Genomic DNA, 17,203 nt, shown 5'->3' with positions numbered 1-17,203 from the left:
TTGGAAAACACAGTTGCACGATGAAAAAATGTAGTTGTATGATGTCTATCAACAACGCAGCACCCAGCCTTACCCCGCATAAAAATAACGAGTGGGAGAAAACGCAGTGAATACATCCATCTCCGGGATGCACGACGACGCCAATTCAGCGCTGAAGTCCGCCATCGCCAAAGTCAAACGTCACGTCTTGCCGCTGTTCGTCATCATGTTCATCGTCAATTACATAGATCGCGTGAACATCGGCTTCGTCCGCGCCCACATGGAACATGACCTGGGCATTGGCGCTGCCGCCTATGGCCTCGGTGCCGGGCTGTTCTTCATCGGTTATGCGCTGTTCGAAGTACCCTCCAACATCCTCCTGCAAAAAGTCGGCGCGCGGATCTGGCTGACACGGATCATGCTGACCTGGGGCCTGGTCGCCGCAGGCATGGCATTCATCCAGAACGAAACCCACTTCTACATCCTTCGATTTCTGCTGGGCGTGGCCGAAGCCGGTTTCTTTCCCGGGGTGATCTACTACTTCACGCGCTGGTTGCCCGGCGTGGAGCGCGGCAAGGCGATTGCCATTTTCCTCAGTGGCTCGGCGTTCGCGTCGCTGATCTCAGGCCCCCTGTCCGGTTTGCTCCTGCAAATCGAAGGGCTGGGCCTGCACGGTTGGCAGTGGATGTACTTCATCGAGGGCATGTTTTCGGTGGGGTTGTGCGTGTTCGTCTGGTTCTGGCTGGACTCCAGACCCCACGATGCCAAATGGCTGAGCCGCGAAGAGCAGGACGCGCTGGTCAAGGCCATCGACGACGAACAACTGGCCCGGGAAGCGGCGACCCCCATCAAGCCGTCGCTGGGCAAACTGCTCAAGGATCGCCAGATCATCCTGTTCTGCCTGATCTACTTCTTTATCCAGCTGACCATTTATGCCGCGACCTTCTGGCTGCCCAGCATCATCAAGAAAATGGGCGAGCTGAGCGATGTCCAGGTCGGATTGTTCAACTCGATTCCGTGGTTGCTGTCGATTGTCGGCATGTACGCCTTCGCTTCGCTGTCGGCCAAATGGAAACACCAGCAAGCCTGGGTTGCCGCCGCCCTGCTGATTGCGGCCGCCGGGATGTTCATGTCCACCACCGGCGGGCCGGTCTTCGCCTTCGTCGCCATCTGCTTTGCAGCACTGGGCTTCAAATCAGCCTCGTCACTGTTCTGGCCGATACCCCAGGCCTATCTGGATGCGCGCATTGCTGCTGGTGTCATCGCACTGATCAACTCGGTGGGCAACCTCGGCGGCTTCGTCGCGCCGACCACCTTCGGCCTGCTGGAAGAACGCACCGGTTCCATTCAGGGCGGCCTGTACGGCCTGGCCGCGACCTCGATCATCGCCGCCATCATCGTGTTTGCCGCGCGCAACACACCGAAATCCGCACCTGCCGTGGCGCAGGGCAAACCTGCACCCAACCACGCCTGAATTCTGCTTTTTAAGGATTGGAAAATGAACGCACAAGACACCGCAAAAGCCCCGGTCATCACCAGCATGCAAGTGGTTCCGGTCGCCGGCCACGATGGCATGTTGCTCAACCTGAGCGGTGCCCACGGCCCGTTCTTCACCCGCAACATCGTGATTCTCAAGGACAACGCCGGCCACACCGGCGTCGGCGAAGTGCCGGGTGGCGAGCGCATTCGCCAGACCCTCGAAGACGCACGCAGCCTGGTGGTTGGCAGCCCGATTGGCACCTGGCAGAAGATCCTCAATCAAGTACGCCAGACCTTCGCCGACCGCGATGCCGGTGGCCGCGGTTTGCAGACCTTCGACCTGCGCATCACCATCCACGCGGTCACCGGCCTGGAAGCCGCGCTGCTCGATTTGCTTGGTCAGCATCTGGACGTGCCGGTGGCCGCCTTGCTCGGTGAAGGCCAGCAGCGCGACGAAGTGAAGATGCTCGGTTACCTGTTTTACGTGGGTGATCGCCAGCAAACCGACCTCGCCTACCGCAGCGAACCGGACGCCGACAACGACTGGTTCCGCGTACGGCACGAGAAAGCCATGACCGCCGACGCGGTGGTCCGTCTGGCGGTCGCGGCCCATGCCCGTTACGGTTTCAAGGATTTCAAACTCAAGGGCGGCGTGCTCAGTGGCGACGCCGAAATCGAAGCGGTGACCGCGCTGGCCGAACGCTTCCCCGACGCACGCATTACCCTGGACCCGAATGGTGCATGGTCACTGAAAGAAGCCATCCGCCTGTGCCGCGATCAGCACCGCGTGTTGGCCTATGCCGAAGACCCGTGCGGGGCAGAAAACGGTTACTCGGGACGTGAAGTCATGGCTGAATTCCGCCGGGCCACGGGCCTCAAAACCGCAACCAACATGATCGCCACCGACTGGCGGGAAATGGGCCACGCGATCCAGTTACAGTCGGTCGACATTCCTCTGGCCGATCCGCACTTCTGGACCATGCAGGGTTCGGTGCGCGTGGCGCAGATGTGCCACGAATGGGGCCTGACCTGGGGTTCGCACTCCAACAACCACTTCGACATCTCCTTGGCGATGTTCACCCATGTCGCGGCGGCCGCGCCGGGCGAGATCACGGCGATCGACACCCACTGGATCTGGCAGGACGGCCAGCGCCTGACCAAGGCCCCGCTGCAAATCGTCGACGGCTGCGTGCAGGTGCCGCAGAAGCCGGGGTTGGGGGTGGAGCTGGACATGGATCAACTGGCAAAGGCCCACGAGCTGTACAAAGGCATGGGCCTGGGGGCGCGGGATGACAGCGTGGCGATGCAGTTCCTGATTCCCGGCTGGAAGTTCGACAACAAGCGGCCTTGCCTGGTGCGTTGAATCGCCAAGTGCGTTGAATCAATGGTTGCGCGTGGCCGCCTGATGGCGACCGATTTTAAAAAGCGCTCGGAGCATGACGCTCCAGCCCCTAAAATGACGCGCAACTGAATCAACGACGGATGAAACCAACATGGACAGGCTGAAAACCATCGCCACCGGCATGGCGATATTTGCCGCAGGCCAGTGCGTGGCACAGGATCAAATCGAGACAGTGGTGAACGCCGCTGTACAACCGGTGATGCAGGCCGAGGGTATCCACGGCATGGCCGTGGCAGTCACCGTCAACGGCCAGGCGCACTACTTCAACTATGGCGTCGCCTCGACAGAAACCGGCAACCCTGTCACGCAAGACACCCTGTTCGAGATCGGCTCCGTCAGCAAAACTTTCACCGCCACCCTCGCCGCTTACGCCCAGGCCACGGGCAAGCTGTCACTATCGGACAAGGCCAGTCATGTCCTGCCAGCCTTGCGCGGCAGTGCATTCGATCACATCAGCGTGCTGCAACTGGGTACCTACAGCGCTGGCGGCCTGCCCCTGCAATTCCCTGCTGAATCTGATTCGACCGACAAAATGCTCGGCTACTACAAACAATGGAAACCGCTCTACGCCCCCGGCAGCCACCGACTGTATTCGAACCCCAGCCTTGGCCTGTTCGGCTACCTCGCCGCCCACAGCATGGGCCAGCCGTTTGATGACCTGATGGAGAAAACCCTGCTGCCGAAACTGGGCCTCAAGCACACCTACGTGCATGTGCCGCAGGACCAGATGGCGCTGTACGCCCAGGGCTACAACAAGGACGGCAAGCCGATACGGGTCACTCCAGGGGCGCTGGACTCCGAGGCGTACGGGGTGAAAACCAGCGCCGCTGACTTGCTGGCCTACGTCGGCGCAAACATGAAGCCGGCGTCTCTGGAAAAGCCGTTGCAGCAAGCCATCGCCTTGACTCATAGCGCCTACTACACCGTTGGCGACATGACCCAAGGCCTCGGTTGGGAAATGTATCGCTACCCGATCACACTGGATCGCTTGCTGGACGGCAACTCCACGCCGATGGCCATGGAGGCGCACAAGGTCCAGTGGCTGAATCCGCCGCAAGCGCAGCCGCAGAACGTACTGGTCAACAAGACAGGTTCAACCGGCGGCTTTGGCGCTTACGTGGCGTACGTGCCATCGAAGGGCATCGGCATTGTGATGCTGGCCAACAAGAATTATCCCAATGCAGAGCGGGTCAGGATCGCCCATCAAATATTGAGTGCCCTTCCCCAATAGTTCCTGATCCGTCTGTGGGAGCGAGCTTGCTCGCGATAGCGGTGTGACATTCAACATTGATATCAACTGTTAAGACGCCATCGCGAGCAAGCTCGCTCCCACAGGTCCTCTGCTCCCCACCTGAAATTCCGGCTCAATCATCCGGCATTTCGGGCGGTTTGGCGGGCTTCGCCGGTTTGCCGCTTTTTCCAGCCTTGGCACCTTTGGCACCTTTGGCCGCCGGCTCGGCTTCAGCAACGGGAGCGGTCACCGTCGCCGTAAATTCTTTCTCGGCTGCCGGCAATTGATCGACAGCGCTGAAAATCTCTTCCAGCTTGATGGCGTCCGATTGTTCAAGTTTCTTTTCGCCGTCCTTGCCGACCAGTATCACCTTGGTCCTGGCGCCGGCGCCCAGCTTGAGCGAACGGATCAGCGCCGCCGTGTCTTGTGGCCCGAGGTCTTTGCCGTCGCGCTGGCCCATCAGATTGAGCACGGTGTAGAGCACCATGTTGCGGTCGGTGAACCCCTTGCGATTGGCCGGCTCATCCAGCGACTTTTTCAGGCTGACCCAGATTGGATCAACGGTGCTTGGAGCGATGACAATCAGTGGCCGGACTCTGCCCTTGTCTATGTCCAGCGGTGAGCCGTCATCGGCGGCGAACAAGGGGCCGGCGATAGCCAGCAAGGTTGCCAGGGTCAGTGACCTGATCAGCATGCGCATCTCCTTTTGATATCCACGCTCTAATGATTGCGCATCGCGGCGATCGTTCCGGGTGACGTACCGCAATTGTGTTTCGCCTTGCCCCAAGCTTAGGTCAGGGCGGTCATTGCGCAACAGGCTGGGCTAATCTGAAGACTCAAGACAACCCGCTTGATCCGTCGTGAGGACTTGCCCATGAGCGCTCAGTTGAACCACACCATCGTCTGGTGCCGGGACAAGCAGGTTTCGGCGAACTTCCTGGCCGGACTGCTCGGCCTGCCCACCCCCGAGCCCTTCGGGCCGATGCTGGTCGTCAGGTTCGATAACGGCGTGTCACTGGATTTCTACGACAACGATCCGCCGATAGCGTCCCAGCACTATGCGTTTTTGATTGGCGATGAGGATTTCGATGCAGCCTTCGCACGCCTGCAAGCCAACGGTCAGCCGTGGTGGGCGGATCCGGGCAAGCAGCGGCCAAGGGAAATCAATGATTACGCGGGAGGACGGCGGGTGTATTTCGATGACCCGGACGGGCATCTGCTGGAAATATTCACCCGCGAATGAAGCTGGCGTACCGGATTGAATCAGAACGCCAGTTTATAACCGATCAACAACAGCATGGTCGCCAGGCAAGGACGCAGCAGTTCGTCGGAGATGCGCCCGGTCAGGTGGCTGCCCAGGTAAATCCCCGGCAACGAACCCACCAGCAGGTAACCCAGGACGTGCCAGTCCATGTTGCCCATGCTGGCATGGCCAAGGCCCGCGACCAGGGTCAACGGCACGGCGTGGGCAATTTCAGTCCCCACCAGGCGGCGGGTCGGTAGCATCGGATAGAGAATGAACAGTGCCACGGTGCCCAGTGCACCAGCGCCGATGGACGTCAGCGCGACCATGGTGCCAAGGACCAGCCCGGTGATGACTGTCATCACATTCAAGCGCAATCCGCTGGGGTTGTAGTTGCCGCCCGCACGTTTGTGGGCGAAGTCGAGCAGGCGCTTCTTGAACAGGATCGCCAGTGCCGTGGCAAACAATACAAAACCGAGGGCCTGCTTGATGATCGCGTTCATCGCCTCGGGGGCGCTGTTCAGGGTGCTGAGGAACCATAGCGTCAACGCCACCGCGGGCACGCTGCCCAAGGTCAGCCAGCCGGTAATCGCCCAGTCGATGTTGTTGTTCTTGCGGTGAACCAGTACACCGCTGGATTTGGTGATGGCGGCGTACAGCAGATCGGTACCGACCGCCGTCGCCGGGTTGATGCCGAACCCAAGCAGGATCGGGGTCATCAGCGACCCGCCACCTACGCCAGTCATGCCGACGATGAAGCCGACGACCAGCCCGGCAACCACCAACCCGATGTTCACTAAATCCATGAATACTTCCACAAAGATCGCAGGGGAAATCTGGCCCGCAGCATAGCGATATTTCTTATAACCAGTTATATCGATGCGATCTATCTTTATGCCTGTAGGAGCGAGCTTGCTCGCGATGACTGCATGTCAGTCGACATCCATGTCATCTGATACACCGCTATCGCGAGCAAGCTCGCTCCCACAGGGTTCTCAATTGGATTCACTGCACCGGCAGGAAATTCAGGAACAAAAGGCTCTGGACATTGTTCAGGCCGATGTGACGATGCTGGGTGAACCTCAAGCCAACCCTTTGACCCGAAATTTGCGCTTGCCCAGTGAGGTGCAAGACGGTACCTAAAGTGTTCACCGAATACACACAGGAGATTTGCATGCGCGCATTAGAACTGGCAGGCGCTCAGGTGCCGGTCATTGGCCAAGGCACCTGGCAGATGGGCGAAGACCGCTCGCGACACACGCAAGAAGTCGCGGCACTGCGCCTGGGCATCGAACTGGGCATGACCCTGATCGACACCGCTGAAATGTACGCTGAAGGCGGCGCCGAGGAAGTTGTCCGCGATGCCATCGCCGGCCAGCGCGACAGCGTCTTCCTGGTCAGCAAGGTGTACCCGCACAATGCCAGCCGCCAGGGCATTCCCCAGGCTTGCGAGCGAAGCCTGCGCAGGCTTGGCACCGATTACATCGATCTGTATCTACTGCATTGGCGCGGCCAGTATCCCCTGGAAGAAACCGTCGACGCCTTCGAGCGCCTGCGCGAAGCCGGCAAGATTGGCCGTTGGGGCGTGTCCAATTTCGATCTCGATGACTTGCTGGAACTGGATGCCCCGGCCTGCGCCACCAATCAGGTGCTCTACAACCTGGAACAACGCGGCATAGAATTTGATTTGCTGCCCTGGAGCCAACAACGGCGGTTGCCGGTCATGGCTTACTGCCCGATTGGCCAAGGCGGCAAAATGCTCGCCAATGCTACGCTCAAACTAGTAGCCAGCCGTCACGGCGTGACACCGGCACAGGTAGCGCTGGCATGGATTCTGCGTCAGGACGCAGTGATTGCCATCCCCAAAGCGGTTCATCCCGAACATGTACGCCTCAACGCCCAGGCCGCCAGGTTGCAGCTTGAAGCAGAGGATCTGGAGGCGCTGGACCAAGCGTTTCACGCGCCACAACGCAAACAGCGGCTGGCCATGGTCTGAACCACCGCAGTCTGTCAGAGAGCTTCGCCATGAGAAGCACCGACCACCTGGACCCGTTCAATCTGCAACGCTTTCTCCAGGCTCAGGACCCGGTATTCGACCGGGTTCAAGACGAGTTGAGCAACGGACACAAGCGCAGTCACTGGATGTGGTTCGTTTTTCCGCAGTTTGCCGGGCTCGGCGACAGCGAGATGTCGCGCCGCTTTGCCATCCACTCGCGGGAGGAAGCCCAGGCCTACCTTGAGCACCCGTTGCTGGGCGCCCGGTTACGCAGCTGCACCCAGGAAGTGCTGAATATCCGGGAGCGCTCGGTGGCCGGGATTTTCGGTCATCCCGACGACCTGAAGTTTCATTCATCGATGACCCTGTTTGCCCAGGTCGCCGCTGCCGACAGTCTGTTCCAGCAAGCCTTGAACCAATACTTCCACGGCATCCTGGATGACTGGACCTTATCGCTGATGGACTCAAAACAGGCCCAGCTGCCCCCCAATCAGAGTTGAGAAGTCGTCGTCGACAAACGGCAGTATCGCGTCCGCCACCGGTTGCAGTTGCCGGGTGATGTAGTGGTCGTAATCGATGGGGGCGCTGCGCACTTCCAGCGGTTCAGGGCCGGCGACGGTGATCACATAGCTGATCCAGCCGCCGCTCTGGTATTGCCGCGGGCGACCCTGCCGGTCGTTGTACTCGTCGGCCAGGCGCGCCGCGCGTACGTGGGGCGGGACATTACGCTGGTAGTCATCGAGGGTGCGGCGCAGGCGTTTGCGGTAGATCAGCCGGTCATCGAATTCACCGGCCAGGGTCTTGCGGACATAGTCGCGCACATAATCCTGATAGGGCTTGCGCAGGAAAATCCGTGAATACAGCTCCTGCTGGAATTGACGGGCCAGCAGCGACCAATCGGTGCGTACGGTTTCCAGGCCTTTGTAGACCATTTCGTCGCTGCCATCGGCCCGGGTCACCAGTCCGGCGTAGCGCTTTTTACTGCCTTCTTCGGCACCGCGAATGGTCGGCATCAAAAAGCGCTTGTAGTGGGTTTCGAACTGCAACTCGAGAACGCTTTGCAAGCCGTATTCCTGCTGCACGTGCTCGCGCCACCACTGATTGACGTAAGCGACCAGTGCATGGCCGATCTGCGCCGCCTCCTGCTGGCCATGGGCGCGACGCAGCCAGACGAACGTCGAGTCGGTGTCGCCGTAAATCACCGCATGCCCCTGCGCTTCGATCAACTGGCGGGTACGCAGCATGATCTCGTGCCCGCGCAAGGTGATCGACGAGGCCAGACGTGTGTCGAAGAAGCGACAACCGCTGGAGCCGAGTACGCCGTAGAAGGCGTTCATGATGATTTTCAGCGCCTGGGACAGCGGTGCGTTGTGTTCGCGCTTGGCGGTTTCCCGGCCTTCGGCGACCCGGGCGACGATGGATGGCAGGCAATGCCGGGTGCGAGAAAAGCGCGCGCCACGAAAGCCCGGCACCGACTCGCTGTCGTCCGGGTGCTTGAGCCCTTCTATCAGCCCCACGGGGTCGATCAGGAAGGTGCGGATGATCGACGGATAGAGGCTTTTGTAGTCCAGCACCAGCACCGATTCGTACAGTCCCGGTTGCGAATCCATGACGAAACCGCCCGGGCTGGCTTGCGGCGGCTTGCCACCGAGGTTCGGCGCAACGAAACCCTGACGGTGCATCAGCGGCATGTACAGGTGGGTGAATGCCGCCACCGAACCGCCCATGCGATCGGCCGGAAGTCCCGTGACGCTGGCCCGCTCCAGCAGGAAGGTGAGCAACTCGGTCCTGGCGAAAATCCGCGTGACCAGTTCGCAGTCCTTGAGGTTGTATTTGGCCAGCGCCGGTTTGTCCTCGGCGAACATGCGATTGATTTCGTCCATGCGCTGGTACGGGTTGTCGATGGATTTGCCTTCGCCGAGCAAGGTTTGCGCGACGTTTTCCAGGCTGAACGAAGGGAAACTCCAGGTCGCCGAACGCAGGGACTCGATACCGTCGATGATCAAGCGGCCAGCCGCCGAGGCGAAGTAGTGGTTGCCGCTGCCGTGTTCGCGCCACTGCATTTCCTCGCCGCCACGCCCCAGTTTCAACGGCACCGCCAGGCGCCGGGCGTGCTCGTGAAGCACCCGCAAATCGAACTGCACGACGTTCCAGCCGATGATCGCGTCGGGGTCGAACCGGGCAAACCAGTCGTTGAGTTTCTTCAGCAACAGGGTCCGCGAATCACAGTATTCGAGCTGGAAATCCACCTGGCTAGCGTTGCCATTGGGTGGACCGAGCATATACACCTGACGCTCGCCGCAACCTTCCAGGGCAATCGAATACAACTCGCCCTGGGCCGTGGTCTCGATGTCCAGAGACACCAGTTTCAAGCTCGGCCGATAGTCGGGATCGGGTTTCATCTGCGCATCGAGCAGCAGCCCCTCGGCATTCGGCGTGCCACCGAAGCGCACCGGCGCGGTGATGAAGCGTTCCATCATGTAGCGTTCCGGCGGACGCACGTCGGCTTCGAACACCTCGACACCGGCCCGGCGCAGTGCGGTTTCCAGGCGCATCAACTGGCCATGTTGCCGGCAGTAAAGACCGAGGACCGGGCGATGCTCGAAATCCTGCAGGGCCAAGGGCCTGAGCTCGACGTTCTTCTCGTCATGCAAAACGCTTTCGGCCGCCTGACGCTGCGCAGCAGGGATGAACGCCACCGAGGGCTGGAAAGGCAAGCGGATTCGCCGGGGACCGCTGTCAGTCGCCAGCCAGAACTCGACTTCCGTACCGGCCGGGGTGTCGTGCCAATGCCGGGTCAGGACGAAGCCCTGCTGTAGATCCACCACTGCAAACCTCGAAACTGATTCAGAGGGTGATTCTACCCGTCATCCGTCGCGATAGCGCGTTTGCCGCAGGCCTGCCAGGCAGACACCTCCCTCTGTAGGAGCGAGCCTGCTCGCGATTGCGGATAAACATTCAACAAAGATATTGGCTGACAGTCCGCCATCGCGAGCAGGCTCGCTCCTACAGGGGGGTGTTGGCCAGAAATACGAGGTTTGCCGAAGAAAAATCGCCGAATGACGTTTTTTGCGCGTTATCTGCCGCTTTCGCCCTTGCCCTGAACGCTTGCGTCTACGATTCTTCAAGGACAACGACAACACCCGAGTAACCACCATGAAAACCGTCGCCCAACTGCTCAAGCTCAAAGATCAGAAGAATCAGGAAGTGCACCAGATCAAACCCGATCACATGGTGCTCGAAGCGCTGATGAAGATGGCCGAGAAAAACGTCGGCGCCTTGTTGGTGGTGGAGAATGATGAAGTGCTGGGCATCATCAGCGAACGGGACTATGCACGCAAACTGGTGCTGCACGGCCGCTCTTCGGTGGGCACGCCGGTGCGCGACATCATGGTGTCGCCGGTGATTACTGTCGACACCCATCAAACCGTGGAGACCTGCCTGGGCATCATGTCCGATAAACGCCTGCGTCACTTGCCGGTGGTCGAAGATGGCAAGTTGATCGGCCTGCTGTCGATCGGTGACCTGGTCAAGGAAGCGATCGCCGAACAGGCGGAACTGATCAAGCAGCTGGAACAGTACATTCGCGGGGAATAATTCGACACGCCGAAAACCAATGTGGGAGCGGGCTTGCTCGCGAAGGCGGTGTGTCAGACATCATTAATGCTGTCTGACACACCGCCTTCGCGAGCAAGCCCGCTCCCACATTTGGTTTTCAGTGTTCTCAGGTCGGCCAATGCCGGGCGAATACCGGTGCCAGTGCCGGGTGGCGGTCGATGCGTTCCAGCCAGGCGAAAAAACCCGGCCGGGCACTGCGCAGATGTTCCCGACTGCCCGCCCATCGCGAAATCACCGCCGCCAGTACATCCAGGGCCCCTGGTTTCTCGCTGCCCAGGTACAACTCGCCCGAGAACTGATCGGCAAACACCTCCCAACTCCAGTGCAGGCGCCGGCGGGCGCCCTCCATGAGGTTCTGCCTGGACGACTCATCCGCCTCGGCCAGCCAGCGTTCGGGGTAGTCGATGATGCCGATGGCCGCATAGCAATTGCTGACGATGTACGCCATGCCGCGAATGGCCTGGGCCCGCTCGGCCGGGTCTGGCGGCAACAACCCCGACGCAGGATAGGTCAACCCGAGGTGAATCAGGATCGCCGCGCTTTCGGTCAGGACGCCGCCGTCGGGCAGCTGCAAGGTCGGAATCTGTTTGAGCGGGTTGAGTTTCTCCAGCGCCTGGGCCGCCTCCGCGGAGGTCTCGACATCGATGAAGCGATAAGGAATATCGCAGAGTTCAAGGGCGGCTTCGATGGCCGCCGCCCCGGAGTTCTGATAACCGTAGAGCTGGTACATAAACGTCTCCTTTCACACCGCGCCCCCTGCAGTGCCGCATCAAGCTATCCAGTGTAGAAGCCGCCACCCGCCACACAGCGGCCATCCGACGACCGCACCATCACGCCCACACGAGGCATGACGCGGGTCCTATCATTGCCGTCGATGTTCACCATCATCTCAATGAAGTTCTCATAAAAAATCCCCGGCGTAACATCTGCTCCATACCAACCCATTACCCCCCGGAGCACACCGTCATGAAACGCCAAACCCTTCTCAGCATCGCTTTCTCGGTTTTCGCCGTTAACGCTTTCGCCGCCACCTCTGCTCAACCTGTGGTCGCTGAAGGCGGCTCGCATCGTCTGATTGAAAGCCGTGTAGCTGAGGGTGGTTCCGATCGTCTGATCGAGAATCGAGTGGCCGAAGGTGGTTCGAATCGCCTGCTGGAAAAGCGTGTTGCCGAAGGTGGCTCCGACAAACTGCTGCAAAACCGCGTCGCTGAAGGTGGTTCCGACAAACTGCTGCAAAACCGCGTCGCCGAAGGTGGTTCCGACAAACTGCTGCAAAACCGCGTTGCCGAAGGCGGTTCCGACAAGCTGCTGCAAAACCGCGTTGCCGAAGGCGGTTCCGACAAGCTGCTGCAAAACCGCGTTGCCGAAGGCGGTTCCGACCGTCTGATCGAAAGCCGCGCTGTCTGAATGCAGTGCTTTAGCGCAGGACTCAATGAAAACCCGGCCTCACCCGCCGGGTTTTTTATGCGTTTTTCGCCGCGATTAATTCCCTGCCCGCGCCATGCAGCGCTGGTAACGTTCATCGACCCGTTTGGCGAACCACGCGGTGGTGAGTTTGCGGGTGATTTTCGGGCTTTGCAGCACGATCCCGGGTAACACCTCACGGGGTAACGGCCGGCCCTCGGCCTGTTCGGCCAGCTCGTAAACCCGCCGATAGAGTTTGCTGTTTTCGAACCCCAGGGTTTTCCCCTCTTCCAGTTGCTCGCGGATCGTCGGGTTGCGCATGCCCAGTTGTTTGCCGAGGGTGCGCACGGCCAGTTCCGTGGTGCCGGGCATGATCGAACCGTAGCGCACCAGGTCGCCATCCAGCGCCAACGGAATACCGGAAGCCCGGCTCACCGCGTTCTGAAACGCGGCGTTGCGGCTGGCGTACCAACCCGCGTTGAAGTCCGCAAAACGGTACAGCGGTTGTGGGTAGCTCACCGGATACCCAAGCAGATGCGCGATACCGAAATACATGCCGCCGCGCCGGGTGAACACTTCATGACGAATCGAGCCCTTCACCGGGTACGGATAGCCCTTGGCCTGCTGCTCGGCAAAATCAATGCCGACCTGCATCGGTCCGCCGGTATGCACCGGGTTGAAGCCTGCGAACAGGGTTTTGCCCATGGGCACCATGCTGATGAAGTCGTCGAAAATCGCGCTCAGTTCCTTTTCACTGCGCGCGGCATTCAGGCGCTCGCTGTAGCTTTTGCCGTTGGGGGAATCGAGCTTTAATGCACCGCTCACCAACAGGCCGGGAATGTGTGCCCTGGCAGCGCGACGGTCGATCTCGTCGCGGGCGATCTTGCCCAGGCCCGGTACGCCCGGATCGACCTGAAAGGTCGACTCCTGTTCGGTCACGGCCAGCACCGAGCACAGGTTTTGCGTGGTCGGCGAGATGTCTTGCGCGGCAAATGCCACCTGGATATCAGTGGCCCATCCCTGAGGATCGGCAGCTTTGGCCGGCAGCAAACGCACAATCTCGGCCTTCACTTCGGCCGGACTGCGCGCCGCCGGTTCCTGGGTTCGCTGGCTGCCGCAACCGGCCAATACCAGCAACACGGCGACGCTTGTGATCAATCTGATTTGCATGTCGTTCCATCTGATCCGTTGGTCCGGGTCAACCATACGACCAATGGCATGCCAGCGGCTACGGTCGTGGTAGTCCGATGGTTGCCGCCCTCCCCGACTGGACCATACTTGATCCACGTAGCGAGGAGGACAGGTTCATGCACCGTAGCGACGTGTTGATCATCGGCGCCGGCCCGACCGGGCTGGTCCTGGCGTTGTGGCTGAGCAAACTGGGCGTGCGCGTGCGAATCGTCGACAAAACCTCCGCCCCCGGCACCACGTCCCGGGCACTGGCCGTCCAGGCACGGACGCTGGAGTTGTATCGCCAGCTCGGACTGGACGACGCCGTGGTGCAAAACGGTCATCACGTGGTGGCCGGCAACTTCTGGGTCAAGGGTGAGCCCGTGGCGCGACTGCCCCTGTCTCAGATCGGTGAAGGCCTGACCCCCTACTCGTTTCTCGAGATCTTCCCGCAGGATGAACATGAACGGCTGCTGATCGAACGCCTGGAAGCCTTCGGCATTACGGTGGAGCGCAACACTGAACTGGCAGGCTTCGAGCAAACCGCAGAGGGCATCACGGCCACGCTGCACCTGCCCGACGGCCAGCAGGAAACCTGCCAGGCCTGTTACCTGGCCGGGTGCGACGGTGCGCGGTCGATTGTGCGCAAGACCCTGGATACAGGGTTTCCCGGCGGGACCTACCAGCAGATTTTCTACGTCGCCGACGTGCAGGCCAGCGGCCCGACATTCAACGGCGAACTGCATGTGGATCTCGACGAGGCGGACTTCCTCGCCGTGTTCCCACTGGGAGACAGTGGTCGTGCCCGTCTGATCGGCACGGTGCGCGACGAGCGCGCCGAACACGCCGAAACCCTGCGCTTCGAGGACGTCAGCAGCCGGGCCATCGAGCACATGAAGGTGAAGATCGAGCAACTGAACTGGTTTTCGACCTATCGCGTGCATCATCGGGTGGCGGATCACTTCCGCAAAGACCGGGCGTTTTTGCTGGGGGATGCCGCCCACGTGCACAGCCCGGCGGGCGGCCAGGGCATGAACACCGGGATTGGTGATGCCATCAACCTGGCATGGAAGCTGGCGGCCGTGTTGAGCGGCGGCGCCGAGGCCAGGCTGCTCGACACCTATGAAACCGAGCGCATCGCGTTTGCCCGCAAACTGGTGGCCACCACCGACCGGGTCTTCAACTTCATTACCGCCGAAGGACGGATGGCCGATCTGCTGCGTACACGCCTGGCACCGTTCTTGATACCGAAAATAACCTCGTTCGAAACCTCCCGCGAATTCCTGTTTCGCACGGTGTCGCAGATCACCCTGAATTATCGTGGAATGCCGCTGAGCACGGGCATTGCCGGGCATGTGCATGGCGGCGACCGCCTGCCCTGGGCCCATGACGGTGAGGGGGATAATTTTGAATCGCTCAAGTGCCTGACCTGGCAGGTGCATGTCTATGGCGACACCAGCGACGAGATGATCGCCTGGTGCCAGGAGCACCATCTGCCGCTGCATGTGTTCGACTGGCGACCGGCGTTCGAGGCGGCGGGTCTGGGGCGCAACGGCTTTTATCTGTTACGGCCCGATACCTATGTGGCGATTGCCGAAACGTGCTCGGACCCGAAAGTGATCGAACGGTATTTCAAACACCACGGGATCCGGCCGTTTTTTGGCGCTCCCTGATTCAACGCAGATCAAAATGTGGGAGCGGGCTTGCTCGCGAAGGCGTAGTGTCAGGCGACATTTAGAGTGACTGACCCACCGCCTTCGCGAGCAAGCCCGCTCCCACAGGTTATGCGATGTATCAGCTGGCGACCGGGCTTGGAATCTGCAACCCGCGCACCACCGCCGGCCGCGCCAGGAAGCGCTCCAGCACCCGCGTGACGTTAGGGAAGTTCTGAATACCCACCAGATCGCCGGCTTCATAGAAACCGATCAGGTTGCGCACCCACGGGAAAGTGGCGATGTCGGCGATGGTGTAGCGCTCGCCCATGATCCAGTCGCGCCCTTCCAGCCGGCCATCGAGCACCTTGAGCAGGCGTCTGCTTTCCTCGACGTAGCGGTCACGGGGACGCTTGTCTTCGTAGTCCTTGCCGGCGAACTTGTTGAAAAACCCGAGCTGGCCGAACATCGGGCCGATCCCGCCCATCTGGAACATCAGCCACTGAATCGTTTCGTAGCGCGCTGCCGATTCCTGGGCCAGCAGTTGCCCGCTCTTGTCCGCCAGGTAGATCAGAATCGCCCCCGACTCGAACAACGCCAGCGGCCGGTCGTCCGGACCGTGGGGGTCGAGGATCGCCGGGATCTTGTTGTTGGGGTTGAGCGACAGAAATTCCGGGGACATCTGGTCGTTGGTGTCGAAGCCTACCCGGTGAGGTTCATAAGGCAGGCCGATCTCTTCGAGCATGATCGAGACCTTGACGCCGTTGGGAGTCGGCAAGGAGTACAGCTGAATCCACTCCGGATACTGGGCAGGCCACTTGCGGGTGATGGGGAATGAGGACAAATCGGTCATGGGCGGGATCCACGAAGACATTGAGAGTGACGATCATAATGTAGATATCGGGTCAGCGATCCCTTGAAGCCATCAATCTCGCTGATAGAGGAGATCAAAAGAGATCACGACTGTTTCAACACCATCCGGTGTAGTGTGTCCATCAATCCGCAACATCCTGTCGATAACCTTCTCTGCAAACCCGCGAGGGTTACCGGTACATTGCCGCGCACTCGGCCGGAATCGAACCAAACGGGTTCAGGGGACTCTGAGCACCACCCCTTTGAAAACGGACGGTTTCAATGACATGGAAAACACTCGACACAGGACAATCGTGGTGTAAAGGTGTGTCAGCCTTAACCGAATCGCGCTGAAGATCCCTTTATTCATGAACCTGTTCAACTTTGCCAGACGCTACAAGCATCGCGCCTACCTCTTGTTGCCCGCCTTGTTGGTGGTCAGCGCGTTGTTCCTGTCGCTGGAATCCAGCCTGAGCCGCGCCCAACCGATGGATGGCACCCAGACGCTGGTGTTCCTGCGCCACGGGGAAAAACCCGCGGGCGGCCTGGGCCAGCTCAATTGCCAGGGGCTCAACCGCGCCATCGACCTGGCCACCCTGCTGCCGGAAAAATTCGGCAAGGCCAACTATGTGTTCGCGGCCAACCCGACCCGTAACGTCGAGGAAGGCGAGTTCGACAACTCCTACAGCTACATCCGCCCCCTGATGACCATCAGCCCCAGTGCCATCAAGCTGGGCCTGCCGGTGAACATCAATTTTTCCGCCAATGACACCAGTGACCTGGCCGAAGAGCTGCTACGCGACAAGTATCACAACTCGGTCATTTACACGGCCTGGTCCCACGGCTACCTGCCGGAGCTGATCAACACGGTGGCCGGCGACGCCACCGGCAAGAAAATGACCATCACGGATGACTGGGAGTCCAGCGATTATGACTCGCTGTATGTGCTCACCCTGACCTGGCAGAACGGCAAGGCCAGTGTGCAGAGCCATGTGTACAAGCAAGGCCTGGATAATGGCTCGCAGACTTGCCCGACCTGAGGTTGTGCGTTGCTTTAGCGGGCCTCATCGCGAGCAAGCTCGCTCCCACAGTAGATCTTCGTTGAACACAGGTTTTGTGTACGGCGTAAATCCAGTGTGGGAGCGAGCCTGCTCGCGATGAGGCCGGCAAAAGCACC

General features: G+C 60.3%; 16 protein-coding genes. 10 read left to right on the top strand and 6 right to left on the bottom strand.

Annotated elements, in window-relative coordinates; all coding sequences use genetic code 11:
• Positions 1 to 106: 106 nt before the first annotated feature.
• The 3 genes from ACEN8Z_RS11820 (at position 107) to ampC (ending at position 4,091) form a co-directional block, all read left to right on the top strand.
• A complete protein-coding gene (locus tag ACEN8Z_RS11820; RefSeq protein ID WP_495597750.1) occupies positions 107 to 1,453 on the top strand; it encodes an MFS transporter in 1,347 nt (448 codons plus the stop codon).
• A 24-nt stretch (positions 1,454 to 1,477) separates the two neighbouring features.
• Entirely contained in the window at positions 1,478 to 2,821 is a 1,344-nt protein-coding gene (gene gudD, locus ACEN8Z_RS11815) for a glucarate dehydratase (protein ID WP_495597749.1), read from the top strand.
• Between the two features lie 160 nt (positions 2,822 to 2,981).
• Positions 2,982 to 4,091, top strand: coding sequence for a class C beta-lactamase (gene ampC / locus ACEN8Z_RS11810; protein WP_495598120.1), 1,110 nt, complete (start codon positions 2,982 to 2,984; stop codon positions 4,089 to 4,091).
• Between the two features lie 133 nt (positions 4,092 to 4,224).
• On the opposite strand, the gene ACEN8Z_RS11805 is transcribed toward ampC, so the two are convergent.
• Positions 4,225 to 4,785: a DUF4174 domain-containing protein gene (locus ACEN8Z_RS11805; protein ID WP_495597748.1), complete on the bottom strand. Its 561-nt coding sequence runs from the start codon at positions 4,783 to 4,785 to the stop codon at positions 4,225 to 4,227.
• Positions 4,786 to 4,965: 180 nt separating this feature from the next.
• On the opposite strand from ACEN8Z_RS11805, the gene ACEN8Z_RS11800 reads away from it, so the two are divergent.
• Positions 4,966 to 5,334 carry a VOC family protein gene (locus ACEN8Z_RS11800; protein ID WP_495597747.1) on the top strand — a complete coding sequence of 123 codons (369 nt, stop codon included), beginning with the start codon at positions 4,966 to 4,968 and terminating at the stop codon, positions 5,332 to 5,334.
• A gap of 20 nt (positions 5,335 to 5,354) precedes the next feature.
• On the opposite strand, the gene ACEN8Z_RS11795 is transcribed toward ACEN8Z_RS11800, so the two are convergent.
• Positions 5,355 to 6,140, bottom strand: a complete 786-nt coding sequence (locus ACEN8Z_RS11795) for a sulfite exporter TauE/SafE family protein (RefSeq protein WP_495597746.1) — start codon at positions 6,138 to 6,140, stop codon at positions 5,355 to 5,357.
• Between the two features lie 368 nt (positions 6,141 to 6,508).
• Between ACEN8Z_RS11795 and ACEN8Z_RS11790 the strand changes: the two genes are divergently transcribed.
• On the top strand, positions 6,509 to 7,330 hold the full coding sequence (locus tag ACEN8Z_RS11790) for an aldo/keto reductase (RefSeq protein WP_008004123.1): 822 nt from the start codon (positions 6,509 to 6,511) through the stop codon (positions 7,328 to 7,330).
• Positions 7,331 to 7,359: 29 nt separating this feature from the next.
• A complete protein-coding gene (locus ACEN8Z_RS11785; protein WP_008004122.1) occupies positions 7,360 to 7,830 on the top strand; it encodes a DUF1810 domain-containing protein in 471 nt (156 codons plus the stop codon).
• Here ACEN8Z_RS11785 and ACEN8Z_RS11780 read toward each other — a convergent pair.
• Positions 7,795 to 10,155 (bottom strand): DNA polymerase II, encoded by a 2,361-nt coding sequence (locus ACEN8Z_RS11780; protein WP_495597745.1) that lies wholly within the window; start codon positions 10,153 to 10,155, stop codon positions 7,795 to 7,797. The genes ACEN8Z_RS11785 and ACEN8Z_RS11780 overlap by 36 nt on opposite strands.
• Before the next feature lie 331 nt (positions 10,156 to 10,486).
• On the opposite strand from ACEN8Z_RS11780, the gene ACEN8Z_RS11775 reads away from it, so the two are divergent.
• Positions 10,487 to 10,927: a CBS domain-containing protein gene (locus ACEN8Z_RS11775; RefSeq protein WP_204934462.1), complete on the top strand. Its 441-nt coding sequence runs from the start codon at positions 10,487 to 10,489 to the stop codon at positions 10,925 to 10,927.
• A 127-nt stretch (positions 10,928 to 11,054) separates the two neighbouring features.
• Here the strand turns inward: ACEN8Z_RS11775 and ACEN8Z_RS11770 are convergent, their stop codons facing one another.
• Complete coding sequence (locus ACEN8Z_RS11770; protein ID WP_495597744.1) at positions 11,055 to 11,678, bottom strand: glutathione S-transferase family protein; 624 nt, start codon at positions 11,676 to 11,678, stop codon at positions 11,055 to 11,057.
• A gap of 236 nt (positions 11,679 to 11,914) precedes the next feature.
• On the opposite strand from ACEN8Z_RS11770, the gene ACEN8Z_RS11765 reads away from it, so the two are divergent.
• Positions 11,915 to 12,355, top strand: a complete 441-nt coding sequence (locus ACEN8Z_RS11765; protein ID WP_495597743.1) for a phage infection protein — start codon at positions 11,915 to 11,917, stop codon at positions 12,353 to 12,355.
• 75 nt (positions 12,356 to 12,430) lie between these two features.
• Here the strand turns inward: ACEN8Z_RS11765 and ACEN8Z_RS11760 are convergent, their stop codons facing one another.
• Positions 12,431 to 13,522, bottom strand: coding sequence for a DUF1615 domain-containing protein (locus tag ACEN8Z_RS11760; protein ID WP_495597742.1), 1,092 nt, complete (start codon positions 13,520 to 13,522; stop codon positions 12,431 to 12,433).
• Between the two features lie 137 nt (positions 13,523 to 13,659).
• Here ACEN8Z_RS11760 and ACEN8Z_RS11755 point away from each other — a divergent pair, with 137 nt between their 5' ends.
• The gene (locus tag ACEN8Z_RS11755; protein ID WP_495597741.1) at positions 13,660 to 15,195 is read left to right on the top strand and encodes an FAD-dependent oxidoreductase; all 1,536 of its coding nucleotides are present in this window, start codon (positions 13,660 to 13,662) and stop codon (positions 15,193 to 15,195) included.
• Positions 15,196 to 15,316: 121 nt separating this feature from the next.
• Here the strand turns inward: ACEN8Z_RS11755 and ACEN8Z_RS11750 are convergent, their stop codons facing one another.
• The gene (locus tag ACEN8Z_RS11750) at positions 15,317 to 16,027 is read right to left on the bottom strand and encodes a glutathione S-transferase family protein (RefSeq protein ID WP_495597740.1); all 711 of its coding nucleotides are present in this window, start codon (positions 16,025 to 16,027) and stop codon (positions 15,317 to 15,319) included.
• A 367-nt stretch (positions 16,028 to 16,394) separates the two neighbouring features.
• On the opposite strand from ACEN8Z_RS11750, the gene ACEN8Z_RS11745 reads away from it, so the two are divergent.
• Complete coding sequence (locus tag ACEN8Z_RS11745) at positions 16,395 to 17,066, top strand: histidine phosphatase family protein (RefSeq protein WP_495597739.1); 672 nt, start codon at positions 16,395 to 16,397, stop codon at positions 17,064 to 17,066.
• Positions 17,067 to 17,203: the final 137 nt, after the last annotated feature.

Source organism: Pseudomonas sp. Pseusp10, from assembly GCF_059492225.1.
The sequence above is the reverse complement of the archived record's forward strand: the minus strand, read 5'-3'. Positions and strand labels throughout refer to the sequence as shown.